We start from the raw sequence: 26,499 nt of genomic DNA on the forward strand, positions 1-26,499 counted from the left end.
TTAGGTTGCCCTCAGCTGAATACGAAACGTCGCGGACGCCGGGTCAACCTGAACCGACTTCACCAGGTAGCTGACCAACTGAGTGCGGTCTGCCAGATCCGGAGCATTGATCGTATGGCCTTCGGCCGGGCGGTCAGTCACCTCGTTGGTGAGCGCCGTCAGCTTCAGGTCGCTCGACAAGATATTGATATTGTCGATGCGTCTGGTTTCGTACTTGCCCAGCACGCCGCGCCCGGTGTAAGTCGCCTCGACGCTGGTGTCCGTCTCGGTCACAGGGTCCCATGCGCCGGGCACTGTGTAGGTGCCCGTGAATGGCAGTACCGCGTCTGCCAAGTCTGTGCTGAATGCTTCGGCCAGATCTGCCTGTAGTTCGTCGCGCAGCCCCATGTCAGCCCCTCACGATCTTGGTCTGCCCATTGTTACCACTCAAGTAGTGGGACAGCAGCGCCATGGCGAACGACTCGCCGGCACTGATTTTGCGAGACGATGCCGAGTAAGACTTGCTGCTCGACACGCCATCAGCATCAACCGACTTGCTCAGCACGCCGGTCTCAACACTGCCGTAAATGTTGCCTGCTGCGGCCTCGCGGGCGATCTCTGCACCTGCCTGGATCACGTCACCCGGGACCGGGTCGAATTCAGGCAAGCCGAGATTGGTTAACCAGGTATTAGCCATCAGCACCGCGCGCGCTTTCTGGTCTTCTGGCACCCAGGTAGCCCCGAGCAGTTCGTTAACCTGCGCAACGGTGATGTAAATGGTCATTACTTGGCCTCGTCCAGTAGCTTTTTCAGCTCATCGAGGGTGGCTTCTGCGGTGAACTCGATGCTCTTGGCAGTCAGCGCAGACTTGACCGCTTCGACTTCTGCGGAGTGTGCGGCCTGCTTCTCTGCTTCGGTTTTCGGCTTGCTGCCACCGCTGGACTTGCCAGCTTTGATCGGCTCGGGATTCTTGTAATCAGCCGGCGCAAACTGGGCATCAATGATCTTGTAGCCCTTCTGGCGCAGCTCAGCTTTACGCTCAGCAGTGACAGGGTGTTTCTCGTAAATGACTTTCTCGCCCATGACGGACTCCTTGCAGATAGTTCAGGCGACCCGAAGGCCGCCCGCTCGATTACTTGGCAGCGTCGCCAATCGTGATTACACCCGCCGAGCCCTTGATGCTGTTCGCAACCAGATCCCAGTTGGTGCCCGTGGCCAGCTCAGCGCTGGTCGGAGATTTTCCACCGTTGGCGGTGTCCCAGGTGAAGCCCTTGAGGCCCAGGCCGAACGTGTAATCAGCCTGCATGGTGGTTTCGATGCGCTCCTTACCGTTGGAGGTTTCGATGTTGGTAATCAGGTCGGAACCGTCCATCACCACCGCCGCGCCGTCAGCCAGGCTCAACACCTTCTGCTTGTCAGGAGTGCCCGCCTCGAACAAAGCGGCCGCATCCGTAACGATCACGGCCTTGCCGAGAATATCGACCACCTGCACGCCGCTGAAGCTGAACAGGCGCTCAGCGTTGGCCAGGTTCTGACCCAGCAACTTGTGGTACATGGCGCCGGTCATAACCTGGGCGACAAGGCGCTGCGAAGCATCACCGAACAGCGCGTGCGCGTTGTTGATAGCGATGTAGTTCAAGCCGCCAGTGGCGGAAACGTCGTTGGTAGCGCCCGGCTGGTTGCCGATGGCAGCGACCAGGGCGGCGATGGCGGTGTTCAACTGATCCGACATGATGGCTTCGGACAGGTTGCGGCTGATTACTTCCAGCGCTTCTTCGGGGTTCTTCTGAACCCACGACAGTTGCGAAGGCTCCCACAGGATCGGGCCAAACCCGCCTGCGATCTTCACAGAGTCGTACTGCTTCTGAGCAAGCGGCGTTGCTGCCTGAGTGCCGTTGGCAGCGTAACGGTCTACACGACGTTGCGCGCCGTGCAGGCCAGCCCAGAAGGACTCTTGCAGGAAGTCGCCGTCGATACCTTGGGTAGTCAAGCGGATGGTGCCTGCGGAGGCAGCGTTGAACTTCGCAACGTCCTGCGTCAGGGTTTCGATGGTGACTTTCTTCAGGTAATCGTTGAATACCTTCATGTTCGACAGGGACATGGTGACTCCTTAACTGGTTGCGGTCATGGCCTTGATAGCGGCGACTCGGTCTTCTTTGCCCCCGCCAAAATTGCCCTTGGTGTTTTGGTTGTTGCCACCGCCGTTCTGAGCGCCGCCGCCATTGGCTCCGGAGCTCTTCAGGATGTGGTCGCGGTGCGGGTACTGCGAGACGAGTGTTTCGATAGCTTCGTCGAAGTCGGCCAGCTCACCAGGGCGTGCGCGACTGAAAATCTTCTGACCTTGGGCGTCGTAAGCGACCACCTTGCCGTCTTCAACTTTCAGGTTTTGCCCGAACGTGGCTTGAACCATGTCAGCCGGAACAGCCAGCTTGTCGGCGATGAACTTCGAGCGGGAGAAGCTGCCGCCGATCTTCTCGGCATACAGCTGCTGCTCGAAGGTCTGCGCCTTGCCGGTCACTTCGTCCAACTGGAGCTGGAAGGCTTTACTGATTTCGGCTTTAACCTTCTCGATTTCACCGGCATCCACCAGTGTTTTGGCGTCGAGATTGGCTACGGTTGCCAGGGCTTTTTTGGCTGCGGCCGGATCGTCGATGCCTTCAAAAGCCTTTACGGCCTTCTCAGCATTATCGGCGCGCTCGCGGTGGCCCTTGGCTTCGGAGTTCAGGCGCGTGATGGTGGCCACGGTGCCAGGAGCATCAAATGCCACCTCTTTGCCGTCCTCATGGACATAGACAGGCTTGCCATCTTGCAGAACCGCGTTGCCGTTTTCATCGAGCTTCAGCTTCATTTCGTCTCTCTAGGCCATCCGGCCAGTTGTCGGGCCATCCGGCCCAGTGCGCCCCGCTCATCCGAACAGACAGGCAATAAAAAGCCCCGGCAATGGCCGAGGCTGTGAAAGTGCGCGCTACGTTTTGCGTAATCGCGTTTCGTGGCGCGGATAACTACAAGCCCGCCCGGCCGAATGCCGCGGCGTCCTGCTCGCGTAGCTGATCAAGGGTGAGCAGCTTGCCCTTGTCGTTGTAGAACTGATCGAGGTCGAGACCACCATCACGCAGCAGCTTGCCGCGTGCCGGGCCTAACACCTGATCCTGCCTTGCCGCGCCCTGCGACTTGATCCATTCGCCATAGTTCGTTGACTGCGGCACCTGACCATCCATGCTAGCCCTGACACCTTCTGGCAGCCCCTTGGCCTGCTTCAAGGCTTCATAGCTTGCGATGATCGGGGTTGAAGTCGAGCGGCAGCACCAGTGCAGTTTGCCCGGCCCGCTGAGCCAGGGCACCTTGTGGCCAACAGGGGCGTGATCGTCGTCATTGGTGTAAATGAGGCGGTCGCGCAGCCTACAAGGGGCGCTAGTCCTACCATCCAGCGTGCTTAGCCAGCTAACCTCGGCAACAATTTCGCTGTTGGCTTTGTAGTAGGACTCCCGCACGCCCTGCGCCGTGTGGCTAATAGCCGTGCGGACCATCGACTCTACGTCGCGACGGCTGCGCTCGATGATCCCGTCAGCATAGCCCTGAGCCTTGGTGCCCATGATGCGGCGCACGATCTGGCCCGTGGTTTGTCCCTCGACCATCCCCATGCGGATGCCGTCGCGGATCTTTGCAGCCCGGCCCGCCTCAAGGTCTCCCATCCACTCCTTGAGCAAGCGCCCTTGGAATGGCCGAGCAAGCGCAATGCCACGCACTTGGGCAAGACTTACAGTGCTCAGGCGGACCTGAGCCAGTACCTGCGCTGGGATAACCTTGGCGAATAACTCGCCCTGATAGCCAGCCTCGTACTGACCAATGCTCACAACAGATTCAGCCATAGCTTCGCCAATCGAGGCGTAAACCGACTTATTCAGCTCGTACACAGAGGCCAAGACGGTGTTTAAGTGTCTGGTCGTGTATGAGTCAGGCCCAAGACGCTCAATCGCTTCTATCAGCTTTACACGCAGATCAGCGTCCACGCTATTGAGCAGCCGCATAACCTTGCGAACCTCGGCATTGCTGAGGTGTTGTAGGTCTACCGCGTGGCCGATGGATGCAGCCTGCATCTGCTCGTTGACGGTTGCCATTTACAGCTCCCCGAGCGCTGGCCCTTGTGAGTCGATCTTTTCCAGCTCATCAGCCCAGTCGTATTCATCGCTGATCACGCCGCGCCGCTGCATTTCAGTGAACAGTGTTTCCTTGGAAATCATGCCAGCGTTCGCCATGGCCACCAGCGTGGGCAGTGACACTTCGGGCATGTAATCCACGTCGAAGCTGCCGCGCATCTCAACCGTGCCACCCTCGCCCAGGCTTCGGTAGTCGGCCATGAACTGGAGCAGCTGAGCCAGGCAGTCGGCGAAGTGGTTCGCCATGCGCGACAGTGGGGAAAGATCCTGCGCAGCCTCTTCTTCGGCCTGCGTGGCCGTTTTGGTGGCAGACTTGTCAGGCGTGAGCAGCTTTGCTCCAGCCATACGCATTTCCGCAATCAGGTCTAACAAAGCCTGACGTCCGGCATCGACAGCCTTGCCGGTGTGCTCGACATACTTCATGTCGCCGTTAATGGGCAGGTCCGTAAGCGCCCCGGTGCCCACCTTGAACTCAGGCGGGATTACCTTCCCTTGATTGTCGTACTGGGCCTGCACGCCGATACGCACCAGAATAGGCACGCGGATCACATGCAGGATGTTGTCTTGGTCGCTCTGGCTCTGCCAGTGCTTGATGTTGAGGTGGGCCAGCTCCAGCAGCGGCGGCTTAGCCGTCATAAAGCCTGTGCGCCCTGTGTAGAACGTCACCCAGGGGATTACGCTAAGGTTGGTTGTCCCCTGATCGTGAATCGCCCATACGCCACCCTCTTTAGGCTTGCGGTAGGTCGTCCACTTGCCAGGCTCCAGCACGCGAATCTGTGCGACGCRTTTAGTGCCGAAGTCTCCGTCAGACTCTTCGATCATTTCGCGGTAACGCACCTGGGTCAATAAGCCATCACGCGCGCGCCACCCGCAAACCTGCTCAGGCTTCACCATGACGACGTAAGGGCGAACCCCGGCTGCCTTCTCATCGGCCTGAGTGCGAACACCTACCGCCTTCTGGTGGTCAACGAACGCGTGACACAAGCCGTGGCTGAGACCTTCCCGAAAGAAGTCCACCGACCAAGCGTTGATGTCGTTGTTCGCGTTGTCGATGTTGCTGGCCAGCTCCTTGACCTGCTCAGGCACGTCGTCACCCAGTTGCAGCGGCTCAGCGAACACGCGGGAGGTCATGTTTCCGACCGTCTCGGAGTAGGCAGGCAGCAGCGTGGAAAGGCGCAAACGCTCTTTGTAAACCTCATCGTCTTCTGCCGGGTACTTAGGCAGTAAAGCCGGAGCTGCACGCATGGCCAGCGTCCCGCCCATCAGAGGCGTAATCACGTCCCAATAGGCGCTCATCTGGTCTACGGCATCCAGTGTGATGCTTGGGTCGTTGGACATGATTACATTCTCAGAGGCTGGGTGGATGTTGTGGCAACGTGGATCGGGAAGCGCTTGGCAATAAAGTAACCGGCAGCATCGACCATGTGGTCATATCCCCCCTTCTTGTCAGGCTCGCCCTTGTCGTTGTAGATCTGTCGCTCAAGGCATTGCGTGAGCGTTGGGCACTGATCGGTGTTCACTTTTAGGCGGCGCTCGCCGTAGCTGTTAAGCAAGATGGCATTCATCGAGTTGACCCGATCCTTTACAGCCGGGTTGGACGAATCCACAACAACGGTAAAGCCAGCCTTGCGCAGTAGAGACAAGTCAGACTCGCTCGCGCTTTTGCTGCTGGTGTTCTGGCCGCTGGCATCCGGGTAAACCGCTATCGAGTGATTCGGGAAGCGAACCTTGATCTTCTCGATCATATCCGGCGTGTCGCGCCCCTCTTTGAACTCATCCAGGGCCAGCGGCAGTCCGTCACGAACAACGTAGACCACAGCGCTCATCTTCATGACGTTGAAGTCCATGCCGATGTGCAGCGCCTCGCCCGGCTTGATGCGCTCGGTTGTACGGCACTCTTCGCGATTGAAGGTGTAGTAGACGACGCCGGCATAGTTCTCGAAGCTGGCCTCGTACTCTTGCCGGAACGTGCGCGGGTCCATCTTGCGACGGGCTGCGTCCAGCTCTTCAGCAGGTACGTTTCCGCCATCCAGCGAGGTATAGAGCCAGCTCTTGTGGTCAGGCTCATGGCCCGGCTTGCCGTCGAGGAATGTGTCGTAACAGTGGTTGAAGCCCTTCGGCGTGCCAATGCGCAGTGCATGGCCGCCCTTCCGGTGCTCACCCTTCACCGTATAGGTGCAGGTAGACAGCATCGGTCGAAGCACTTCTTCCCACGCCTGATACTTGCAGTCTGCCCATTCGTCCACCAGGACAAAGAACAGGCCGGAGCCCCGCAGGTCGTCGTAGTTCTCAAGCCCCACGCAGCGCAACAAGTGCCCACTGCGAAGGGTGATAAGCATGTCTGTTTCGTTCGGCTTGCAGTCAAGCCAAGATTTAGGGATAGCCTGCTTCAGGCGGCGCCAGAATACCCGGCGGGCCTGCTTCTGAGTCGGAGCGGCGTACCAGATCTCATCCTCGACGCTCACGCCCCACTCAGCAGCCAGTCGGGCCGCTCGACGCATTTCAGCCTTGCCCAGAAAGGTTTTGCCAAACCGTCGCCCGCATACCGCATCGCGGAAACGGGCATTAGGCTGGAATCCCCACACATAAATGTTCGCCTGTTTCGGCGTCAGCTGTACCGGCGCGTCATAGGTGCGGGGAAGTTGGGACATCTTCGTCTGGGCTCAGTGTGTACTCGGCGACGGCATGATCCGGCGTGTCGTCTTTCGGAGGATTCAGCTCGCGGCGCAACTTCTCGTTTGTGAGCCTGCGCGTCTCAAGGTCTTCTTTCGTGCGCTCCAGACTCTCGACTCTGGCGGTTAGCCGGTCGATGAGACCTGAGTAGTCCCGAACCTTGCTGGTGGTCGTTGTGCCGCCATGCTCGCCGGTTTCAAGTTTCTCGCTGTCGATCTCAAGCTCATTGCCGAACTCATTCTCACGGGCCAGCGCACGCATCAAACGAATGCGCGTCAGGCGCAGCTCATCGTCCACGCGCCCCAGATCAATACTGGCAAGCACGTCGTTTTCTTCGTCAGTCAGGAACTGGCTATAGATCGAGCCTGGCTTGGCAGCGTGCTTATTCGCCTTATTGGCTTTAGACGCAGCCCCGCCGTGTAACTTGCACTTAGAGGAACCCGGAACAGCGTGTCGCTTGCATGGTTCCCCTGAGCGCGTTTTAGCGCCGCATTGGGCCATGGGCTTGCCTCATTCATGGGGTGTTTTCGCAGAACAGGTCATTCAACGTCGTTCGGACGTCATTCAACGAGTAGTTCGGCTTGATATAGTGGCGCGTTGCCGGTATTGGTGGGTGTCATTTACTTACAGAAGGAGCAATGCGCGTGACGAAATATCATGTTGTGGCATCTAGTCCAGATTGGTACAAGGGCGTGACGGGCTTGGTCTACACGATCTACGAAGGAGAAAACCGCGTTCATGGCATCCCTCACTACGATGTTGAAAGCACCGCCAAGGCAGTATGTGACGCACTAATCAATGGCGATCAACTCATTGCTGAGCTGAGTTACAGGCACAAGCACATACCGAAAACAGCCGAAATTTTGACTGTATTCACCCCAGCAGAAGAAGTTCTCTTCTACCACGTTCAGGATCAGTTGCTTGCAACCGTATCAATGCAGAGTGACTCGGCAACGCACAGAGCCCAGGCGCTCAGAGAGGCGGGCTACGATGAGCCGGTTGTGTCATGGACGCCAGTAAAGGATCGGTAACGCGCTACTCATGTGCCGCACTCACCTGCGGCACACTTACCCCGCGCGCACGATGGAGGAACAAATGGAACTGGACCACAACGAAGCTCTGGCCATTGTTGCCGAACTACAGCGATGGCATGACGAAGCCCGGAGCCTGATCGATGATGCCGCTGATAAATCAAGACTCTCGCCGAACAGTACCGACCTTTTAAAAACCCGGCTGACCAAACTGAAGGATGAGATCAAAGACGCGGCCAAGTACGAAACGCTATCGCGCAGGAAAGCCCCAAAAACGGACTTGGAGCAGTTCTTCTTTGGCCCAGCTGTTAGGAGCACGTCCGCGAACTTTCGAATGAGGACCGATACGAATCCACATAGCGAAAAGTGGAACCAGGGACTTCACGAGGTAGAGCACGAGCTTTCGTACGCGCTTCACAATATTCAGGGATCACTCAAGAAAAACGCTTAGCTTAAGAACTGCACCACAATCTGGCGCATTCCAAAAATGTGGGGTGGATTACTTGCTCCGGCCCTCGACACCATCAGTCGCCTTGTCGCAGTGCAGGCAGTGCTCGCAGCTCAGCGTCCTGCATAACCAAATCTTAGTCTGTGGCCAGTACATGACCATGAACCAATGTCGGGCGCCAGCTAGTGCCAGCGACACATACAGCGTGGTTCCAGCAATCGTGGGCGCAAAGAAGATCCGCTCACTGCGAGCCAGGATCGCGTAGCCGCTCAAGGCAATCACCGCGTAGATAATCTTGCCCAGCACCCCATCGCGAACCTTCCCGCTTAAGACGCACCAAGTCGCCCACAGCGCAATGACGCCAGCTGAGTAGGCATTGATGTATTCGAGAATCATGGACTACCTCCCCCAAACCGTTGGCGGATAAGCGCCCACAGATCAGCAGCTTTGATAGCTCGGGTAATCGCAGCAATCAGCGATCCACCGAAGGTTCCCAGCAGGAAGCCGACACCGGCAACGCTGCGAGGCTCATCGATACCGAAGTACGCACTGACCAGGCCCGTCAGGTAATGAGCACAGACCGCACCCGAAAAGATGAACACCGCCCAAGCCTTGCGGTTGATTAAATCGTCCCGATGCCACCATGCCGCGGCTACAGACCCGAGAAGTCCAGCTATTGCCCAGTCGAGTTTGTCGAGCAAGCGGTGAAAGAACTCCATGCGCTCGACTCCGTGGGGCATGTTTAAACAAAAAAGCCCCGCACGAAGGCGAGGCTTGAGAAATTACTAGCAATAAAACCCTTGCGAGGGCCGGACTGCTTCAGTCAAAGCTATGCAGATTTGCGCGCTTCTCCTGCATGGTTAGATCACCCTGCTTGCGCGGATTGCCGCACATCCAACAGGAGCAGACCTTGCCGTGGTTGGCGAATAGCCCGGCATTGCGCTGGTTAGTCACCCAGCAGGCATGAAGTCGCTGCTTTCTATAGAAGCGAGCCTTGACGCGTGATGTGTCGTGTCGACGCTGTGCTCTTGGCATAAATCCTCCTAGGCCGAAGACGACTAAGCCCCGGCAGATTTCTCTGGCGAGGCTTTTTCGGCTCACTCCTACACACGCAGGAATGACAGGATGGGTAAATAATGCGACATAGCGACATGATCTTGCAAGCCCTTTTGAGGGGCTATTTCACGCCGCCTCGCACTCCAGCACTCCAACCGCCTCAAGCATGTGTTGCGCATCGACCAAAGCCTCATCCACCATCGATTCCAATGCCCCCTTGATGGTCTTGTTCCAGCGCTGATAGGTACGCTCCGTCAGGCCCTGGGAATCCCAGTTGGTCATGTCGTAGTTCGACCCAGTGAGGACAATCATCTCTCCCGGCTTCGTTTCGGCCACTGACTTGGCGTGCTTGTTGGCTCGGTCTACGTCCGCGTCAGCCGCAGCGTTGCGCCAATCCCACTGCCCTTTTTCTTTGTTCTCCCGGTGCTTCGGTGCTTTGACCTCGACCGCCGTACGCTGTATGCCCTTTGACTGCTGCGGCACAGCCCAGACCAACACCGCCTGCTGAGTAAAGCGCAGTGGCGCAGGCGAAGACACAACTGCGACAAGCCGACCGATGGAGTCGATCTTGCGTCCACGGTGGGTGCTGTACTTGGCCACCAATGCGTTCCAGTGGCGCGGACTGAGCTGGGCATGCAGAAGCTTGTGCACGATGCAGTCAGCAAGCAGAGCCGCCTCTTTGCCTACGATCTCCCCCTTCTGCTTAGCGCACTGCACCTTAGGCTCCAAGTCGCAGCCGCCAGCAGAGTTGATGGTTTCCGCTGCCAGAGCGCGGACAACTGCAGAAATGACGTTTTGATAGTTCATGCTGCCGCCCTCTTCAATTCTCTGGTCTTTGCTCGGTATTCGGCCTTAATGACCTTGATCTCATCTACGGTGTACTTGCGGGCCGAATGAGGCCCTTCCAGCCAATTAACCTTGTCGACACCGACGCGCTGTACCAGGCGAATGCGATACTCCACAGCATTGCCCGACAGGTTGCGGTTGCACCTTACGCACTGCCGATGGATGTTTAGCGGCTCAAATCGCAGCTCAGGGCAGGCACCCACAGATCGGTAATGCCCGGCATCCCAACGGCTGCCGGTCATAAGGTCGTTATCGTTCGGCGTCGAATCGCAACTGATGCACGGCAGGTGCGCGTCACGCAGGCGCACATACTCGTTCACTGCGGCCTGAGCCTCGCGCAGGTGATCCGCCCTGCTCTTCAGCTTCTCCTTGCGGACCTTGATCTCGCGGCGCTCAACCAGGGCCAGCGACTTGCGCTTTTTCTCCTGCTTGCCGCGAGCAATGACGACAGCGCAGTCCGGCGAACACCAGGTCTGGAAGCTCTCCCGGGGGACGAATGAGGCCCTGCACTGTGGAACGCTGCATTTCTTGGGGCGAGGCTGCTTGACTGCGAGACTCATGCATAGCCCCCGATCTGATCAGCAGCACTCAAGGCGTCCTGCTCCGTTTCGAAGTGAGCTGACAGCACCAGCCGCCAACAGACGTTGAAAACGTCGCGGTAAAGCGGCTCAAAGGCCAAGTCATCCATACTCGACCAACTGATCGACTTGGCCTCTTTGCGGATGCCCTCAGGGGTATGCACCAGGTGGAAATGCCCTGCTTCGATGGTTACCCACTCACGAAAGGCTTCCCGGCTTTTATCAACTGCCGGGAAGCGCTCAGCCCGGGCAAACTCAAGACCTGAGATATACGCCGCCACTGCATCCGATAACTGCCCGGGCTTTCCACTCTGCGCTTCGAAGAACTTGGCCAGCCCTTGGATACCGCGAAGCTCCTGCCGCGGAATCAGCCCTCCGACAGGCTCCCAGTACTCCCAAGCCAGATCGAGCATCGAGAAGAACTTCCCGTGAAATTTGGCGTTGCGCATTTTTGTGAACCGTCCATGGATGACTTGGCCAAGTTTCCACTTCTGGGTCAGTTCGCGGTCCGCCTCGGTTGCCGGTACCAGCCCTTGCGCAGTGCGGATCAATGCGACCTCAGCCACGGCGAACACCCCGCAACCTCAACGCCGAAAGCTCAGCACAAGTGATGCAATCACGAACACCTGGAACTGCGAGACGGCGTCCTTCGGAGATTTCCTCCCCGCACTCACATTCAAGGGCGCTCTCACCGCTGTAAATCACACGAGAAGCAAGAGCTGACGCCAGCTCTTTTTCAATATGTGCATCTGCAAAATCGACATCATCGGCCATGAGCGGCCTCCTTGGATTGGATGGCAGCCGCTTGGCTGATCAAATGGGTTTTACGAAGATTAAGCTCAGTCAGAACTCGGCAACGCTCTGCTTCACTAGCATCCGCCTTTTTTTTTCGCTTCCGGGCCAAGTCGGCGCGAATCGCATCCAGCTTGGCGCGGACCTCACCGGTCGGCTGGCAAGGTGAACCCGTCAGCAACCCAGCAATGGCACGCCCATCCTCGCTGACAGGCTCGTGTGTCAGGTCGGCTAGATACAATTGGCCGCGCTCCTGGGGAATACGCTGCATCTGCACAGCTCGGGTGACGGCCTGAATACGGCGGTCGGCGTCGAAGCCCACGGATACGTGCCAGTTGACCGGCTTTGTGTCTTCGCGGGCCTGCCTCACAAATCGCTCATAAGCGCTGATAAATGCCATGCGGGCACCGACCTTGTCGCCAGCATCGAGAACCGGTTTTGCAGCGGCCAGCGCTAGCTGGATTTCGTCAGTCAGCACCACGGTTTCAAATTCATCGTTGGTGGTCATGGCGATGGCCCATGCCTCATCCTTGCCGGGGCGGCCGTCTGCTGCTTGCACCCACTGAAGAATGTCGGCCATGACCAACTTACCTTTCACCTCAAAGCGGCAAGCCTTCAGCGCAGCTTTGACCACAGGCACCGAGTACACACAAAGATCCTCGGCCATCATTGCTGCAGTACCCGGGTTCATTTCCTGCCCCATGGCCTCTGCAGTCGCGCAAATTGCGGCAGCGAGCCCGGCGACTTGCTGATCGTTCATTTCAGAGGTATTCATTGCGGTCACCTGCTTGTCGCTTGGCCAGCACCATTTGCGCAGCCTGCTCAGCAGCGGAGACGTTCGCCTCGGTGCGTTCCATCTGGCGGGCGGTGGTCCCGTTAATGCGCTGACCGGTCACCCACTGGGTGTGGTAACTCTCAGCGTTGGACAACAGCTCGTTGAGGCTATGGCACTTGCGCAGCACAGCGGCATCGCTGGTTTTCAGGAAGTGGGCGGCGACGTGGTGGGCGACGTCGGCGCCGAGACGGTCTACCAGTTGGCCGAGCTGGCCGCCGATCTTGGCATTCCACACCGGCCAGGCGCTGTAGCGTTTGCGGTAAGCCATGGCGTAGTTCGCCCAGACCTTGAAGGTTTTGCAGGTTTGGTCTTTGGGGCCCGGCATGTCAGCGGGGATCTCGACCCGTGGGGCATCGGTGCGATCAACCACCAGCACCAAGCCGCGGGACTGAGCCGGCTTGCCGGTGGCGTCCTGCAAGTCCTGACTGGTTTCCTGATTGGTACCCTGATGATTGGTATCCTGATTTGTCGGAGATTTATCCGACCCCTGCCCGGATTTTTTTCCGACCTTGCTCGGAGATTTATCCGAGGTAGATCGGATTTTTTTCCGACCATTATTGTTTGGTGGGGTCGGATATTTTTCCGACCCGTCGAGCTTCTGGTTCCACTCGATCGCTTTCTCTGTGAGGCGGAAAAGCGTGATGTTCGAAGTGCTGGAAAGCTCAATCAAACCGGCCTCTTCCAGGGCTTTCAGCATGCGGTAAGCGGTGTCTGGCTTGTCAGTGAGCAGCGGTAGCTCCTCAGTGATCTTGGCCTTGCTCAGCGCAAAGAAGATCCCGTCATCAGTCTTGATTGGCTTGGCCCAGCTCGGGCAACCGTAGACGAAAGCGAACAGCAGGGCCTGCTGAGAATTCAGCCCCCATTCCAGCGCCTTCACCTGGTTAATCGTGACGGTGTACTGCATGTCAGACCTTCCCGACCAATGCGGCCAGTTCAAGAAAGCGATCCACATACCAGTGAGGCTGGGTCTCGCGTGGGCACTGAGGGCTTGTGAGGTTCTTGCCGAACTTAAGGCCTTTGTCAGTCACACCCCAAAACTCCACCGTTTCGCGCTTCGAGTTCACGCGTGTCAATGGTTTCAGGAAGCCGTGAGCTGCCAATGCGCGATTGAAAGCGGCGGCGGTGCTGCTGATGCCGTTTTCTTTGATCAATGCGGTAACGGCCTTGGTCGGCATAGAGCTGCCACCAGTTGCGTCTGAGGCAGCATCAATGGCATAGCCCGGCAGAAACTTGGCGTCGAGCCCATTGTTTGCGGCGATCTGAGCCAACATCATCATTTTGCAGGAGGGTGCAGGTTTCAGCAGGCGGTCAAAGCATTCAAGGATTGCCAGCTCGCCGACGATCTTCGGGTTGCTGGGTAGCGCACGTGCGCGCTCACGATCCTCAAGAGCCGTCATGCGATCAAAGACAAGCGCTTGAAGCTCATAGCTGTAAGACATTGCAATAAGGCAGGCTTCGCGCTTGGGGAAGAAGAAGCACTTTTGAATGCGACTACGAGTGTCGAGGTAATCGGCTGAAAATTTAGCCGATTGATCCGACCCGAGAACACGCGGAACCTTTGCGATCAAGTTCTTGTGCGTCAGGGTAGGTTCGCTCTTATCGCGCTTCGAATTAATGAAGTGGACCAGCTCAAGGCTGGACATAGAAACACCCCGCGCCACGTTTTCAGATTGCGAAAAATGTGGCGCAGGAGTGTTAGGGGGATTGCTGGTATTAAGCGAGCTGTGCATAATTGGCCTCACAGTATTTTTGTAAGTGCAGTTGGAAAAGCCGGGATTGCGCCCCGGCTTTTTTGTGTCTGTTATTTGGTTGTGAGATTTGTCATCCGATCCTTTTGAGTCCCTCGGGGACTTATGAGCCCTTACGAAACGGCCGAATATTGCTTCTGGATGGATCTGTTCGGGTCATTCGATCGAGTGCCTTTTTTATGATTTTTGCTGCCAGCTCTTCGGGGGTGATGCCTACATTTCTGGCCAATACTTCCAGATCGCTGACACCTCTCCCGTCAAGCTGAACTTCCAGCTCTTTTGTTTCGGGCACAGGCCCTCCTCGGCCACTTCAGGCCACTTCAGTTTTCGAGGTAAGCTCTTCCATCATTTGGTTCAGGCCGCGCTCAAGGATTTCTCGGGCCAACACTGCTTTTTGTGTCCGCTGATACCGCGCCATAGCTGTCAGCAAGCCATCGGCAGCATCATCAAGGCGAACCTTTGTTGGCTTGTCATGCAGGTGGGTGGGGTCGATGTACATGCTTAGACGCTCCTGGCTGTTGATATTGGTTATGCGGCTGCTTTTCGAGCCGGAATGGGGCGAACTTCGTTAGCCTCAATCGTCCCGTCATCCATCAAGCTGATGCTGATCGTGCGTTTCGAGCGATACATCTGAGAAACCGCACTCTGTTGAATGCCCAAAGCCTTGGCGAGATCGCTCTGGGTGCCGTGCGATGACAAGTACTCCCCAAGGGTTACGGTCTTCATCGGGTAAATCTCGCGGTGAATTTAAACAGATATTAGCACTGCTACTTTGACCAAAACAAGGGATTGATTAGCAGTGCTGTTTGCAGAATTATCAGCTCTGCTACTAAATCAACGACATGAAGAAACCGATCAGAACACCACTTAGCGCAGAGCAGCTTGCAGACGCTAAGAGGCTCACAGAAATCTACAAAGCCAGGGTTCGGGAATCAAAAGCTCGAGGCGATGCTCATCCTCTTAATCAGGCCGAGGTAGGGGAGCGCTGCGAATGGAAATCCCCCCAAAGTACCGTCAGTCAATATATGACTGGCAAAGTAGCGCTGAATCTTGAAGCTCTAGTAAAGCTTTCAAAAGCCTTAGATTTTGAGCCTTATGAAGTTAGCCCTACCCTTGCAGCGGGCATAAGGCGAGCCAGCTCGGGGCAATCAACGCTTAATCAGTCTACAGCTTCCGCCAATACCCCCTTCCCAGAAGGCGATGACGTTGTAGCTATAGACGATAAGTACGCCTTCATTCCTCAGTACGATGCAAAAGCTGCTGCAGGCCTAGGCAGTGAAAACCCGTACGTTGAAATCCGCACCACGCTTGCATTCAAGCGTGATTGGCTGCGCGTGAAGGGAGCTAGTCCTCAGAATCTGATTGTCATCTACGCCGACGGCGATAGTATGTGGCCCACAATTAATGATCATGACGTACTACTCATTGATAGGTCAAAAGTTGAGCCCGCCCATAAACAGATTTACGTAATGGTGAGTGCTGATAAAGGTGCAATCGTCAAGCGGCTGATACAGACAGCCACTGGAAGCTGGATCATCCGCAGCGACAACACTGACAACGACGAGTATCCAGATCAGATTCTTTCACGCTGCGAATTCAACGAACATCGCATATTAGGGCGGGTCATTTGGCGCGGTGGCGACCTTTGAGCTGTATCGCAGTTGCGCTGCAGGCGTATTGATGATGGGCGAGAAGCCTGGTCAGGCTGCGACGGTAACCGCGGCCGATATTGAGAAATCTATTCAAGAGCTGAACAAAATGGCTGAGCGCCTTTGGGGCGATGGGCGGGAGGCGGAGGCGAAAGCCCTCCTCAATGCTTTGGATGCTCTAAACCGGGCGTTGGATAGGATCAGGATTGGCGAAAGTCGGTGGGCTAAGACCCTTCACTAGCAGCAGCTAAAGCCGTAACCACCGAGTGATCTGGCTTGTTGTAAAAGCAAGACTTCTATTAATAACAGGATGTTAAAAATGAAAATTATCACTTTGGTACTGGCTGCTGCACTGGCAATCACCTCTGTATCTGCTATTGCCCACGGAGGCCGCACCGACAAGCAGGGATGTCATAACGACAAAAAGGCAGGCACTCGGCACTGCCATTAACTCATCCTGATTTCAGAAACTAGAAGGCCTATCCATACCCCTTACCAAGCCATCCAGGAACAGGCGGATGCGCAGACAGTGCAGAAGATGTGCACCGTTTTTCAGGCTGGGGAAGATCGGTTGGCGGGGTATGCGGATGAGGTGACGCCATTGCCGAGCTGCTGGTCGATTTACTAGCTCGATGGGTGCCAGAGAATGAAATCGCCACCCGAAGACTGAGCCCGCCGCCCCCTCCCTGCCCACACACAAGCAGAAGCCTTTACTTTTCATGCCTACGGGACCGATCCGATGAATGCTACAGTCTCGCGGAGTATTGAAGGTTTTAGGGGCAGGAGCTTTGTTTGTGCAGGGAATTCTGGCTCTATGGGCAAAGTACTGGCAAGGCGCTTGCCTTAGGCTTTCCTTACGTAAACAAACGATATCATTTCAATCATAATTTCTGACACGACAACCATTTACCTGAAATTTGGAACCTTATGAAAGAGATAACTCAACGCTTGAGAGAAGAACGCGTGCGCCTAAAACTCACTCAGGCTGAACTTGCCACTTATGGAGGGGTACGAGTGAATGCACAGACAACGTATGAGGGAGGTGGGCGAGTACCGAATGCGATTTACCTTGCTGGAGTAGCTAAAGCCGGCGTCGATGTACTTTACGTGGTTACAGGTCGTCGCAATCCAGCGCAGACAGCAGATCGCATTAACTAACCGGCAGCGGCCACATACCCGAACCCAGGTCTATAAGAATTTCCATGTCCAAACTCGGAATTGAAAACATGTCCGCGCTCTACTCTAAAAAGAGTCTTGCCGCAGCATAAGCAATACCTATACAGAAGCAACTCGCACATATGAGTCAAGCCTAATGCCGGGCTTCTCATATCTGGCGATCCCCTACCCTGCTATGGTGATGCCCGCTAATCACAATGGACGCATCGAAGAATGGACTTACGGAAGACATTGGCAGCTGCCCTACTAATATCGGTTAGTACGCAGGCTGTGTCAGGTGACGACGCCAACCCTATCGCTGCCGCGATATTTATCACAATCTCCGCGCCAACCATTTTAATTGGGGCGACCACATCCCTCACCACTGAGCCGCCTAAGATTTTCAAATCGGCGAAGAGCGACGCTCTTGCGTTCATTGGTTCGGACGGAGAGATTCGCGGGGCCCAGTTTGAGCAGGCCTCCAGATACTACCGCTCGACCAGCGCACCGCCGCTGATGTCAGACACGCAACTGGCCCTGGCAATTGCAGTACTCCCTGAGCCTTCCTTGGCGGCGGAAGTGCCATAGCGGCCCATCCCTGCCATTCAATAGTGGGCGCACGCCGCGGATGGAAAAGTCCGGACTTAATTTAGGGGGGATTCAATAAAAGGCTTCGGTACATTTGCCCTGATAGTCGGTAGCTGACAAGGCGATAAGCCAGATGGCGCAATGATTCCTATGAAGAAAGACAAGGTGACGCAGAAGTTCTTAAGAATTTAAGAATCAGTCATTCAATTTTCGGGGAGCTCTCCCACAGAGCTTAAACCGGAAAATCCCTTTTTGAGCCACTACTAGGCCCGCCACTGAGCGGTTTTTTTGTGCCATCCCAAAAATAGCAGCACTGCTGTTGACTGCAAATATCAGCAGTGCTACTTTTAGTTCATCGCAGCAACAGACACGCAGCGACAGGGACTCAAGAGTTCCGCCGCTCTTTACACAACCTGACGTGACCCCGCGACGTACCGGCTAACCCGGTGGTGAGAAAGCTAAACCGTCGCCCATGCAGCCTCTGGTAGCTGCCGTGCTTCCACATGCAAGCACGCGAAACTACGCACACAAACTGGCAATGCATCGAACACGAAATGTGCGGCGCCGGTGAGAGATGACTCGCACCGATGCGTGGTGGAGAACAAATACCCATAGGAGGAACCAGTCAAAGAAGTAAAAAGCCCAGCCGGAACACGGACCGGCAACCCACGACGGACTACCCCACTCAATGGGCCGCAGAGCTGCAGTTGGCAGTCGTGTAGCGAACACCTGACCCCATGACCACCCCGCCGAGGCCGATCTACGCGAGGTGATAGGGAAGCTCAAGGCCAACCGAACTGAGAGCAGGGCCGTCGGCGGCTGAGCTCGAGCGATCACCGCTGACGCATTACCCCGGTCTGTCGCCAGTAGCGAGGCTGGGATTTCACCAGGTGCCATTCCATGAGTGGCATCCGGGAAATCAACCGGAGGGATTCACGATGTTCAACATGGCAACCATGGCGGCTGATGAAGGCCGCATCGACGCTCAAGAGCGCGCTTACTTCCGCTGGATCGACAAGGCTTCCGAGCTGCTTGGCCACCAGGTAGGCCTGGGCTCGCGAGAAGAAAGTGATCTGCATGACTTCTACGCCGATGGCTGCACCCCGGCCGAGGCTGTAGCGGAACTGCTGGCACAGGCTGAACTGGCTCGCGCTGCCTGATTTCACCGACTGGCCTTGGCAACAGGGCCAGATGGGAAAACAATCAACAAGGAGTAGGACCATGCTGATACTCACCCGCCGCGTAGGCGAAATCATCCGCATCAACGACGACATCAGCATCCAGGTGCTGATCGTTTGCGGACAGCAAGTGAAGCTTGGAATTGTCGCGCCGGCTGATGTTGCGGTTCACCGGGATGAGATTTATCAGCGGATTCAGGCCGAACGCGAAATAAGTTCAGCCTTGGCTGCAAGCGACTAGCCCTAGCGTTGACTTATCATAACTACCTTGCCTTCCCCGGAACGTATCAGCCGGGTTATAAAAAATTTGAATTAGATAGCTGTCTTCCCGGTCAAGAATTATGAACGCAGTAAATCTGACGAGGTAACAGCAATGACTATCCAAGCAGAGACACTCGTACAGCTGACCGAAGCGCTTAAAGAGCGAGGCCTAAATCTGATTTCAGATATCCACTTCACTCGCGCTCCTTATCGGCACAATCATCTCTGGATCTGCACCGTGGAGTAATGTTCCTGTTTGCTTAGGGTTAGCCGTTAAAGCTAACCCTTGGCGCCTCTCGCGATACGTTTCTAATCCGCACCACCCCTTCCTCTCGCACTCAGCCTTCCGCGCCATTGGCGATCAGCGGAATGATGGGATGCATCCCTGTGTATCTGAATTGACGACCTCGTCTGCCTGGAGGCGACCATGAACCCAAGTCACCGCGCTTACTGTGATGTAGCGCTCGCAATGCACCAGCGCCGAAACATGTCTGTAGCAATCAGCCTCGGACTGGTCGGCTCCACCCAGCCTAAACGTGCCCCGCGCTACCGGGTGATCCCAGTGAGCGGCGAGTTCTTCCACATCGTCGATGCCCGCACCAATAAGGTGAAGGGTTTTCGCCGCGACCACAACGCCGCCTGCGCTTATGCACGCAAACTTGAGCAGGAGTAGCTGCAATGCCTGACTTTCTCGATACCGTCGAAGGCCCGGACTGGCTTCACGATGCAATCAACACCCTGATCTGTGGCGATAACGTCACCGCCCCGCGCCCTTTCGGCAAGTCGGTTGCTCTGGTCACACCGCAATCGCTGTACGAGGCATTAGCGGAACACCTGGGCGCTCAAGAGCAAATCGCCCCACTGCTGGCTGACAACCGCGAATACCCGATTGAGCAGATGATTTGCGAAATCGTTGCCGGCGGGCGCCGCGTTCACGGCAAGGCCTACGACCTTGCTTGTTCTGCTCTCGGCGCGCCCAAAGTCAAACATCACCCGACAGCGCTGCACGATGTAGCCGAAGCCCTGATTCGGCCTTGGGCCAATGATTACGGTCGGGCTCGCGCTGAAGAGCTGGCAGCAGATGCCGCGGCTTACCGGTTTGAGCAGCGAGAGGATGCGGCTTGAGTTCACGCCAACGCCAGCGCCGTTTCGCTCTATGGCGCGGATCAGCTCCAGTCCTCGCCCTGCTCACCTTCCTGATGTTACTCAGCATCCTCGCTGATAGCGCCAGCCAGTAACTCAAAACCTTTTTGAACGCTGCGAGCATCGCGGCAAGGATTCCCCATGTCCGCAGTAATGAAACAGGACGACAACACGCCTGCGATGTCGGAGGCCGCGCTCGTTGAAGTGCTGAGCAGCAGCCTCTACCCCGGCGCAGAAAAGAACTCTGTAGTGATGGTGTTGGCTTACTGCCAGGCCGCGCACTTGGACCCAATGTTGAAGCCGGTGCACATCGTCCCGATCTGGAATTCGAAGACGAAAAAGATGCAGGACACGGTGATGCCGGGCATCGGCCTGTACCGCATTCAAGCGGCACGCACCGGCCAGTACGCCGGAATCAGCGAGCCTGAATATGGCCCTCCAGTAACGGCGAAGTTGAGCGGCGTAGAAGTCACGTATCCCGAATGGTGCCGCGTGACCGTCAAGCGGCAGATGAGCAACGGGCTGGTGGCCGAGTACACCGCCAACGAGCGCTGGCTTGAGAACTACGCGACTTCGAGCAAGGACACCGCGGCGCCCAACGCCATGTGGAAGCGTCGAGCATTTGCCCAGCTCGCCAAATGCGCCGAGGCCCAGGCCCTGCGCAAAGCGTTTCCTGAAGTTGGATCGGCGCCAACGGCTGACGAGATGGAAGGCAAGGCCTTCGAGGAGCCGGCACGCGATGTCAGCCCACGACAGCAAGCCCAACCTGAGCCAGAAGCGCTGACCGCCTACTCCGACGAACTGCTGACCGAGAACATCGTGAAGTGGCAGCCACTTATAGACTCGAACCGCACGAGCCCTGAACACCTCATTGCGACCATCAGCAGCAAGTACACGCTGAGCCCGGCGCAGATTGAAAAAATCACCAACCTCAAAGCCCTCGATGGAGATTCAGCATGAAAATTCACAACGTAGCTCAAGGCTCCGCCGAGTGGCTTGCCCTTCGCGCCAGGTTCCGTACAGCCTCCGAAGCCCCGGCAATGATGGGCGCCTCGAAGTACCAAACCCGCACGGACCTGCTGGCAGCCAAAAAGACCGGCATCACGCCGGACATCACGCCCTCTCAGCAGTTTATCTTCGACAAAGGTCACGCTACTGAAGCCCTGGCCCGCCCACTGACTGAAGCGCTGATCGGCGAAGAGCTTTATCCGATCGTTGCTACCGAGGGCAACCTGCTGGCATCCATGGATGGCGCCACGATGCTCGGCGAGACGCTGTTCGAACACAAGCTGTGGAATGAGTCGGTCGTGGCCCAGGTGAAAGCCGGCGACCTGGCTCCGCATTACTACTGGCAGCTTGAGCAGCAACTGCTGGTGAGCGGCGCTGAGCGGGTCATATTTGTTTGCTCGGACGGCACGCCGGAGAACTTCGCGCACATGGAGTACCGGCCCGTCGCCGGGCGCGCGGCCCAGTTGGTCGAAGGCTGGAAACAGTTCGAGGCAGACCTGGCCAACTTCAAGATGGCCGACGCGCCTTCAATAGTCGTCGGCAAGGCACCTGACGAGCTGCCAGCGCTGCGCATCGAGCTGACCGGCATGGTAACGGCCAGCAACCTGAAGATGTTTGAAGATTCGGCCCTGGCTGTCATCGATTCGGTGAAAACCACGCTCTCCACCGACCAGGACTTCGCCGACGCCAAGAAGGCGGTCAAATGGTGCGGCGATGTTGAAGAGGCTGTCGCGGTCGCCAAGAAACAAGCCCTGTCGCAGACCCAAAGCATCGACGAACTGTTTTCCTCGCTGGATCGCATCAGCGCCCATGCCCGCGAGACTCGCCTGAAGGTCGACAAGCTGGTGAAGGCTCAAGAGCTGTTGGTGAAGACCACCATCAAGCAAAAGGCCGAACTGGCGCTTGCCGAACACGTCGCCGGGATCAATAGGACCTTGGGCCAGGTGGCGCTGCCTAATGTGCACGTCGACTTCGCCGGCGCCATGAAGAACAAGCGCACCATCGCCAGCCTTCAGGACGCAGTTGATACCGAACTGGCCCGGGCAAAAATTGACGCAAGTCAGGCAGCGGACAGCATTCGCTTAAACCTGAACAGTCTGGCGGAACTCGCTGTTGATCACGCCTTCTTGTTCAGTGATGTGCAGCAGCTGGTAACCAAGGCCAACGACGACCTGGTAACGCTGATCAAATTCCGGATATCCGAGCATCAGAAGGCGGAGCAGGAAAAGGCTGACGCGAAGCGCATCGCCGAAGAGCAGGAAGCCCAGCGCCTGGCGGCTATCAAGCCAGAACCGGTCGTGGAGAAAGTGGCGACACCAGAGCCTGTCCGCGCCGCGCCGGTCCAGACGGCGGCACAAGTCACCAAGGCCGCAAAGCCAGTGACTAGCCAGGCGGTCGAGCAGGTAGCGCTTCAGGCCAGCGTGACGGACTTCGAGGCACTGGTGAAGGCCGTAGCAAATGGTCAGGTGCCGATCACGCTGCTTTTGGTCAACTGGGAGGCTCTCGACGCAATGGTCGCGGCGCAGGGTTCAACCTTCAGCATGGCCGGGGTGACACTCGGCAAGGCGGCAGCATGATCAGCAACCTCCGCAACGAAGTGGAACGGCTGCGCCCGCTATCCAACGAATTGGCTGTCGCAGTCGAGCAGTTTAAGGCGGCTGGCGGGCAGATCGAAGAAGGACCGGCCAGCGGCTACATCCCCAAGCCGATCACCTACAGCAGCCAGATGCCGCCTGCGCCAAAGCCGTTTGTTCGGCGTCGAGTTGAGCCAATCGAGCCTCCCCCACCTACCAAGCTTGAGGCGCAGATCGAGGCGCGCAATCAGCGAGTAGCGCGCGTCATGGAGCTGGCACCCACCCACACGCAAAAGGAAGTCGCCATGGCAACAGGAATCGGCAGGCGAACCCTGCTGAGCATGTCCAAGGAATTCGATTTCAGCTTCAAGCGTGTAAACCAGACCCCCTACTCCAGCCCGGAACATAAGGCAGCAATTGCCAAGCACGAACTGATCCTGGTTGAACGTATCAAGGCCTACAAAGAGCTTGGTATCAGCCGGCGGCAGGTGTGCGAAAAGCTGCACATCACCAATAACACGCTGAAGCGCCTGCTCGACGAGCACGAGATTGATTACCCGTTATCGCGGGCCGGGGGCAATCGATGCGCCGCATAGCCCGCATCCAGCAACGCAAACGTCAAACCTGGCTCGCACTGCCGGCCAGCGGAATAGAAGAGGTAGGCCATGGCAGCAGTACCGCAGAAAGAACGCTCGGCCAAGTCTGCCAGGAAGCGTGTGGAACTTGCCGAAGAGGAATTGAGGCTCAGGGTTCGCCCTGGCACCCGACAGGCACTGGCCGACCTGATGCAGTGGTCAGGCATTTCTGAGCAGGGCGAGGCAATGACGCTGATGATTCATCACCTGCATGCAATGGGCGCTGCGAAATGCCAGCCTCTGCTGAATCCGCCGCGCCACGAAATCGAGATATCGCAAAACGTGGCGCGGGAATTTCGCAATAAAAGCCTTCTCGCGATACAGAAAGACCCGGGCGACGAAATCATCGAACCCGCATAACCCACCCTACTCGCTGCATCCGGTCACGCGGAGGGCGGCGCCTGACTGGAGATAATCCATGAACGCAGTAGCTGCCCCGGCATACGGGGAGATTGTTGATGATGTCGCTGAGTTCTTCGCGCCGATGTCTGGCGATGCAATTGACGGCCTGTTGGGTCGCTACGACTCAGCCCGGAGGAACATCGAAGCGCTTCATGATTTCGTGATAGCTGGCGGGAAAGCTGGTGCGCTGAACTACTTTCTCGAAGGCAATGGCGACAACGGGAGACACGGAACAATATCGGTAGAACGCTTATTCCAGCTTCCAGGCGCGATAGCATCGCTCAACTCGTCATATTGGGGCGAAGCCCTGGCGCTGACAGATGTTTACGACGCAATGCCTCAAAAGCGCCGCAACGAATGGAACGAGCAGATTCGCGAGCACAAAGCACCAGACTTTGAAGAAAGCACGGTGCGGGCAACACTGAGCGAATTGCTTGCAGCCCGCGCTAAGTTCTTCGCTGAGCGGGTAGACGGGATATTCCAGGCGCTTTCAGGCGAGCACGTAACGAACTCACCCTCGGCTTTCGGTAAGCGAATGATCGTCGCCCGTATGCTGACCTACTACGACACTGTGGACCACGACCGTGCGGGTTATCTGAATGACTTGCGTTGCATCATTGCAAAGTTCATGGGTCGAGAAGAGCCGGGCCACAACAGCACCGGCCCTCTTCTGGAGATCCTTCGCCGCAACACCGGCCAGTGGCATTCGGTAGATGGGCATGCGCTTAAGATCCGGCTTTACAAGAAGGGCACGGCGCACATCGAGATTCATCCGGACATGGCCTGGCGTCTTAATTCGGTGCTGGCCAGCATCTACCCTTCTGCAATTCCTGCCAGTTTCCGCACGAAGCCTGCGCGCCGAACCAAAGTATTTCAGATGGTTGGCCGCCCACTACCCTTCACGGTAGTCAACGCACTGGCGGGCATGAAGCCGCAACCTTGCAGGCCTGTTCAGGTGGACCGCTGGAGTCCACCGCGCGAGCCGCTTACAGATAACGTCAACGCCCTGCAGTTTGGAGTTGACCGACACAGCGCGATCACCCAGGCAGAAGCTGAGAAGGTTCTGGCTATGATCGGCGGAGTAAAGCGCACGGCCGGTGGGCACTCTTGGTTCGAGTTCGATTTCAACCCGCGCTCTGCTCTGGACGAAATCATCTCGAGCGGGTGCATTCCCGATCAGAAAGCTCACCAGTTCTACCCGACCCCTGAAAACGTTGCCGCAGCAGCCGTTGAAATGGCGCAGATCGAGCCCGAGCATAGCTGCCTTGAGCCTAGCGCCGGTATGGGTGGATTGGCCGACCTGATGCCAAAAGCGAAGACGGTTTGCATCGAAATCAGCGACCTTCACTGCGAAGTATTGAAAGCCAAGGGTTACTACGTCGAGTGCGCCGACTTTCTGAAATGGCAGATCACCGGCAAGTACGACCGCATCGTTATGAACCCGCCATACAGCGAAGGTCGCTGGCAGGCTCACATTGAGCGTGCAGCATCCATGCTCAAGCTCGGTGGGCGGTTAGTCGCAGTTTTGCCGGCTAGCGCGAAAGGTAAAGACGTGCTGCCAGGTCTGAAGCATGAGTGGTCACAGATCTACAACAACGAATTTGCCGGCACCAGCGTATCGGTTGTGATCCTCTCCGCCTCAGCCGCATAACTCCCACACTCCACCGCCCGGGCATGCCCGGCAAGGAAACAGCTGTGTCCGAAGTAAAGCGTTACCACGTAACCGAAACAGGGCTTGTAGAGGGTGAATCACTGGGGAGGCTCAGTGTTGTGCTGGCGGCTGACTTCGACCGCGTAACCGCCGAGCGTGACGCGGCGCTGGCTGAGCTTGGGCGCTATCAGTCACTTTTCAATCAGGCGCAGAAGGCAATCGACCGCCTGAACGAACTTCATCGTAAGCGCATGGCTGAAATTGGACGGCGCCTGACCGCAGCGGATGAGCGGGCGGATGTGCTGGATGGGTTGTTGCGTGAGGTCCAGAAGTCGGCGCGCAAGCAAGACTGGGCAAACGGCTATCCGACCCTGTTCGCAAGTGTCGACGCCGCACTCAAGCCAGCAGAGGGTGTTGGCGATGACACCACCCTTGAAGAAGATCGCGAGGACTTTAAAAAGGTATTCGTTCGAATCAATACCAAACAGGGCCAGAGCATCAGCTTGGCTGACATGATCGCCCGTTACGAGAAGAAGCCATGAAAGCCCAACTCCCCGCCTACTGCTGGTGCCTGCTGGCACTGGCACAACTGATTTGCTGAAACATCTGTAACCCCTCCCCCTTCAAAGTCAGCCGCTATAGCGGCAAGGAAAAGTGTTGCCGATGAATACGAAACTCAAAGCTGCATGGGCAGCCGCCCGGATAGCCGCCCGGCGCGATCTGGGGCTCTTCTTCGTGATGATGATCCTTGCGGTGGTAGCCCTAGTGATCGCGGTGCCGGTGATCCTGATGCTGGGGTTGATGCCTGAATGGGCTTGGCCAGTCGTTGGTGTCGGGCTCGTTATTTGGTTTGTTTTTGGCGACACCATCAGCGCGACTGTTCGGGCTTTCCGGAGCGAGAAGCCATGATCGCCACCCTCTGGTTCGCCTACCGGCCCACATTGAGGCTCAGGCGATCTTACTTATCTCACACTGAGCGTCACGCTTCGGATGCTTGGCTATGCAAAGAAGGTATGAGCGCCAAGCCTTGAATGCTAACTGCTGCCTATCAAAAGCTGCCTGCCATTGCTCACCGCCGACAAGCTCGATGGGAATGGACATCATTAGCTCAG

The 26,499-nt window shown here is 56.9% G+C and carries 38 protein-coding genes; 17 read left to right on the forward strand and 21 right to left on the reverse strand.

From position 1 onward, the window contains the following. The 9 genes from BKD70_RS15400 to BKD70_RS15440 form a co-directional block, all read right to left on the reverse strand. Positions 1-387, reverse strand: coding sequence for a glutamate 5-kinase (locus tag BKD70_RS15400; protein WP_070415379.1), 387 nt, complete (start codon positions 385-387; stop codon positions 1-3). Position 388: 1 nt separating this feature from the next. Further along, complete coding sequence (locus tag BKD70_RS15405) at positions 389-763, reverse strand: hypothetical protein (RefSeq protein ID WP_047275949.1); 375 nt, start codon at positions 761-763, stop codon at positions 389-391. Then, positions 763-1,062 (reverse strand): hypothetical protein, encoded by a 300-nt coding sequence (locus tag BKD70_RS15410; protein ID WP_070415380.1) that lies wholly within the window; start codon positions 1,060-1,062, stop codon positions 763-765. The genes BKD70_RS15405 and BKD70_RS15410 overlap by 1 nt, the downstream gene beginning before the upstream one ends. 49 nt (positions 1,063-1,111) lie before the next feature. Beyond that, positions 1,112-2,080 (reverse strand): major capsid protein, encoded by a 969-nt coding sequence (locus BKD70_RS15415; protein ID WP_047275945.1) that lies wholly within the window; start codon positions 2,078-2,080, stop codon positions 1,112-1,114. A gap of 9 nt (positions 2,081-2,089) precedes the next feature. Next, positions 2,090-2,827 (reverse strand): DUF6651 domain-containing protein, encoded by a 738-nt coding sequence (locus BKD70_RS15420; RefSeq protein WP_047274425.1) that lies wholly within the window; start codon positions 2,825-2,827, stop codon positions 2,090-2,092. 154 nt (positions 2,828-2,981) lie between these two features. After that, positions 2,982-4,097: a hypothetical protein gene (locus tag BKD70_RS15425; protein WP_070415381.1), complete on the reverse strand. Its 1,116-nt coding sequence runs from the start codon at positions 4,095-4,097 to the stop codon at positions 2,982-2,984. Beyond that, positions 4,098-5,474, reverse strand: coding sequence for a DUF4055 domain-containing protein (locus BKD70_RS15430; protein ID WP_070415382.1), 1,377 nt, complete (start codon positions 5,472-5,474; stop codon positions 4,098-4,100). Between the two features lie 2 nt (positions 5,475-5,476). Further along, entirely contained in the window at positions 5,477-6,787 is a 1,311-nt protein-coding gene (locus BKD70_RS15435) for a terminase (RefSeq protein ID WP_047273745.1), read from the reverse strand. After that, complete coding sequence (locus BKD70_RS15440; RefSeq protein WP_175299700.1) at positions 6,762-7,310, reverse strand: HGGxSTG domain-containing protein; 549 nt, start codon at positions 7,308-7,310, stop codon at positions 6,762-6,764. The genes BKD70_RS15435 and BKD70_RS15440 overlap by 26 nt, the downstream gene beginning before the upstream one ends. Positions 7,311-7,453: 143 nt before the next feature. Here BKD70_RS15440 and BKD70_RS15445 point away from each other — a divergent pair, with 143 nt between their 5' ends. Beyond that, positions 7,454-7,840, forward strand: coding sequence for a hypothetical protein (locus BKD70_RS15445; protein WP_139047484.1), 387 nt, complete (start codon positions 7,454-7,456; stop codon positions 7,838-7,840). A 64-nt stretch (positions 7,841-7,904) separates the two neighbouring features. Further along, positions 7,905-8,291: a hypothetical protein gene (locus BKD70_RS15450; RefSeq protein WP_047273741.1), complete on the forward strand. Its 387-nt coding sequence runs from the start codon at positions 7,905-7,907 to the stop codon at positions 8,289-8,291. 48 nt (positions 8,292-8,339) lie between these two features. Here the strand turns inward: BKD70_RS15450 and BKD70_RS15455 are convergent, their stop codons facing one another. From BKD70_RS15455 to BKD70_RS15505, 12 genes are all read right to left on the reverse strand, one after another. Continuing rightward, entirely contained in the window at positions 8,340-8,684 is a 345-nt protein-coding gene (locus BKD70_RS15455; protein ID WP_047273739.1) for a hypothetical protein, read from the reverse strand. Continuing rightward, complete coding sequence (locus BKD70_RS15460) at positions 8,681-9,007, reverse strand: hypothetical protein (RefSeq protein ID WP_047273737.1); 327 nt, start codon at positions 9,005-9,007, stop codon at positions 8,681-8,683. The genes BKD70_RS15455 and BKD70_RS15460 overlap by 4 nt, the downstream gene beginning before the upstream one ends. A gap of 463 nt (positions 9,008-9,470) precedes the next feature. Next, positions 9,471-10,151, reverse strand: coding sequence for a hypothetical protein (locus tag BKD70_RS15465; RefSeq protein WP_047273735.1), 681 nt, complete (start codon positions 10,149-10,151; stop codon positions 9,471-9,473). Next, positions 10,148-10,750 carry a recombination protein NinG gene (locus BKD70_RS15470; RefSeq protein ID WP_047273732.1) on the reverse strand — a complete coding sequence of 201 codons (603 nt, stop codon included), beginning with the start codon at positions 10,748-10,750 and terminating at the stop codon, positions 10,148-10,150. Before BKD70_RS15470 ends, BKD70_RS15465 begins: the two co-directional genes overlap by 4 nt. Then, positions 10,747-11,334, reverse strand: a complete 588-nt coding sequence (locus BKD70_RS15475) for a DUF1367 family protein (RefSeq protein ID WP_047273762.1) — start codon at positions 11,332-11,334, stop codon at positions 10,747-10,749. Before BKD70_RS15475 ends, BKD70_RS15470 begins: the two co-directional genes overlap by 4 nt. After that, the gene (locus tag BKD70_RS15480; RefSeq protein WP_047273730.1) at positions 11,327-11,542 is read right to left on the reverse strand and encodes a TraR/DksA C4-type zinc finger protein; all 216 of its coding nucleotides are present in this window, start codon (positions 11,540-11,542) and stop codon (positions 11,327-11,329) included. The genes BKD70_RS15475 and BKD70_RS15480 overlap by 8 nt, the downstream gene beginning before the upstream one ends. Beyond that, positions 11,532-12,335, reverse strand: a complete 804-nt coding sequence (locus BKD70_RS15485; RefSeq protein WP_047273728.1) for a hypothetical protein — start codon at positions 12,333-12,335, stop codon at positions 11,532-11,534. Before BKD70_RS15485 ends, BKD70_RS15480 begins: the two co-directional genes overlap by 11 nt. Beyond that, positions 12,322-13,299, reverse strand: a complete 978-nt coding sequence (locus tag BKD70_RS15490; protein ID WP_047273726.1) for a prophage PssSM-02, phage replication protein — start codon at positions 13,297-13,299, stop codon at positions 12,322-12,324. The genes BKD70_RS15485 and BKD70_RS15490 overlap by 14 nt, the downstream gene beginning before the upstream one ends. A gap of 1 nt (position 13,300) precedes the next feature. Next, the gene (locus BKD70_RS15495) at positions 13,301-14,038 is read right to left on the reverse strand and encodes a hypothetical protein (RefSeq protein ID WP_047273724.1); all 738 of its coding nucleotides are present in this window, start codon (positions 14,036-14,038) and stop codon (positions 13,301-13,303) included. Between the two features lie 208 nt (positions 14,039-14,246). Then, positions 14,247-14,435: a hypothetical protein gene (locus BKD70_RS24360; RefSeq protein ID WP_080960353.1), complete on the reverse strand. Its 189-nt coding sequence runs from the start codon at positions 14,433-14,435 to the stop codon at positions 14,247-14,249. A gap of 18 nt (positions 14,436-14,453) precedes the next feature. Beyond that, on the reverse strand, positions 14,454-14,642 hold the full coding sequence (locus tag BKD70_RS15500; RefSeq protein ID WP_047273722.1) for a hypothetical protein: 189 nt from the start codon (positions 14,640-14,642) through the stop codon (positions 14,454-14,456). A gap of 29 nt (positions 14,643-14,671) precedes the next feature. Further along, positions 14,672-14,869 (reverse strand): Cro/CI family transcriptional regulator, encoded by a 198-nt coding sequence (locus tag BKD70_RS15505; protein ID WP_047273720.1) that lies wholly within the window; start codon positions 14,867-14,869, stop codon positions 14,672-14,674. A gap of 116 nt (positions 14,870-14,985) precedes the next feature. Here BKD70_RS15505 and BKD70_RS15510 point away from each other — a divergent pair, with 116 nt between their 5' ends. The 15 genes from BKD70_RS15510 (at position 14,986) to BKD70_RS15575 (ending at position 26,296) form a co-directional block, all read left to right on the forward strand. Next, entirely contained in the window at positions 14,986-15,792 is an 807-nt protein-coding gene (locus BKD70_RS15510) for a LexA family transcriptional regulator (RefSeq protein WP_047273718.1), read from the forward strand. A 34-nt stretch (positions 15,793-15,826) separates the two neighbouring features. Beyond that, complete coding sequence (locus BKD70_RS25405; RefSeq protein ID WP_047273760.1) at positions 15,827-16,033, forward strand: hypothetical protein; 207 nt, start codon at positions 15,827-15,829, stop codon at positions 16,031-16,033. A 78-nt stretch (positions 16,034-16,111) separates the two neighbouring features. Further along, positions 16,112-16,243: a YHYH domain-containing protein gene (locus BKD70_RS24810; protein WP_095008981.1), complete on the forward strand. Its 132-nt coding sequence runs from the start codon at positions 16,112-16,114 to the stop codon at positions 16,241-16,243. Positions 16,244-17,181: 938 nt separating this feature from the next. Further along, on the forward strand, positions 17,182-17,535 hold the full coding sequence (locus BKD70_RS15520; RefSeq protein WP_047273715.1) for a DUF2388 domain-containing protein: 354 nt from the start codon (positions 17,182-17,184) through the stop codon (positions 17,533-17,535). A gap of 938 nt (positions 17,536-18,473) precedes the next feature. Beyond that, a complete protein-coding gene (locus BKD70_RS15525; RefSeq protein ID WP_047273713.1) occupies positions 18,474-18,695 on the forward strand; it encodes a hypothetical protein in 222 nt (73 codons plus the stop codon). A gap of 61 nt (positions 18,696-18,756) precedes the next feature. Beyond that, positions 18,757-18,954, forward strand: a complete 198-nt coding sequence (gene csrA / locus BKD70_RS15530; protein ID WP_047273712.1) for a carbon storage regulator CsrA — start codon at positions 18,757-18,759, stop codon at positions 18,952-18,954. Positions 18,955-19,461: 507 nt separating this feature from the next. Continuing rightward, entirely contained in the window at positions 19,462-19,647 is a 186-nt protein-coding gene (locus BKD70_RS15535; protein ID WP_047273758.1) for a hypothetical protein, read from the forward strand. Positions 19,648-19,652: 5 nt separating this feature from the next. Further along, entirely contained in the window at positions 19,653-20,099 is a 447-nt protein-coding gene (locus BKD70_RS15540) for a hypothetical protein (protein WP_047273709.1), read from the forward strand. A gap of 171 nt (positions 20,100-20,270) precedes the next feature. After that, complete coding sequence (gene bet, locus BKD70_RS15545) at positions 20,271-21,077, forward strand: phage recombination protein Bet (protein WP_047273707.1); 807 nt, start codon at positions 20,271-20,273, stop codon at positions 21,075-21,077. Continuing rightward, the gene (locus tag BKD70_RS15550; protein ID WP_070415383.1) at positions 21,074-22,702 is read left to right on the forward strand and encodes a YqaJ viral recombinase family protein; all 1,629 of its coding nucleotides are present in this window, start codon (positions 21,074-21,076) and stop codon (positions 22,700-22,702) included. The genes bet and BKD70_RS15550 overlap by 4 nt, the downstream gene beginning before the upstream one ends. Further along, positions 22,699-23,295 (forward strand): hypothetical protein, encoded by a 597-nt coding sequence (locus tag BKD70_RS15555; protein ID WP_047274353.1) that lies wholly within the window; start codon positions 22,699-22,701, stop codon positions 23,293-23,295. Before BKD70_RS15550 ends, BKD70_RS15555 begins: the two co-directional genes overlap by 4 nt. A gap of 69 nt (positions 23,296-23,364) precedes the next feature. After that, positions 23,365-23,694: a hypothetical protein gene (locus tag BKD70_RS15560; RefSeq protein WP_047274350.1), complete on the forward strand. Its 330-nt coding sequence runs from the start codon at positions 23,365-23,367 to the stop codon at positions 23,692-23,694. A 58-nt stretch (positions 23,695-23,752) separates the two neighbouring features. Further along, the gene (locus tag BKD70_RS15565; protein WP_047274348.1) at positions 23,753-25,387 is read left to right on the forward strand and encodes a class I SAM-dependent methyltransferase; all 1,635 of its coding nucleotides are present in this window, start codon (positions 23,753-23,755) and stop codon (positions 25,385-25,387) included. A gap of 44 nt (positions 25,388-25,431) precedes the next feature. Further along, positions 25,432-25,929: a hypothetical protein gene (locus tag BKD70_RS15570; RefSeq protein WP_047274346.1), complete on the forward strand. Its 498-nt coding sequence runs from the start codon at positions 25,432-25,434 to the stop codon at positions 25,927-25,929. A gap of 121 nt (positions 25,930-26,050) precedes the next feature. Beyond that, positions 26,051-26,296: a hypothetical protein gene (locus tag BKD70_RS15575; RefSeq protein ID WP_047274345.1), complete on the forward strand. Its 246-nt coding sequence runs from the start codon at positions 26,051-26,053 to the stop codon at positions 26,294-26,296. Positions 26,297-26,499: the final 203 nt, after the last annotated feature.

Source organism: Pseudomonas sp. BS-2016, from assembly GCF_001806145.1.
GTDB lineage: Bacteria > Pseudomonadota > Gammaproteobacteria > Pseudomonadales > Pseudomonadaceae > Aquipseudomonas > Aquipseudomonas lundensis.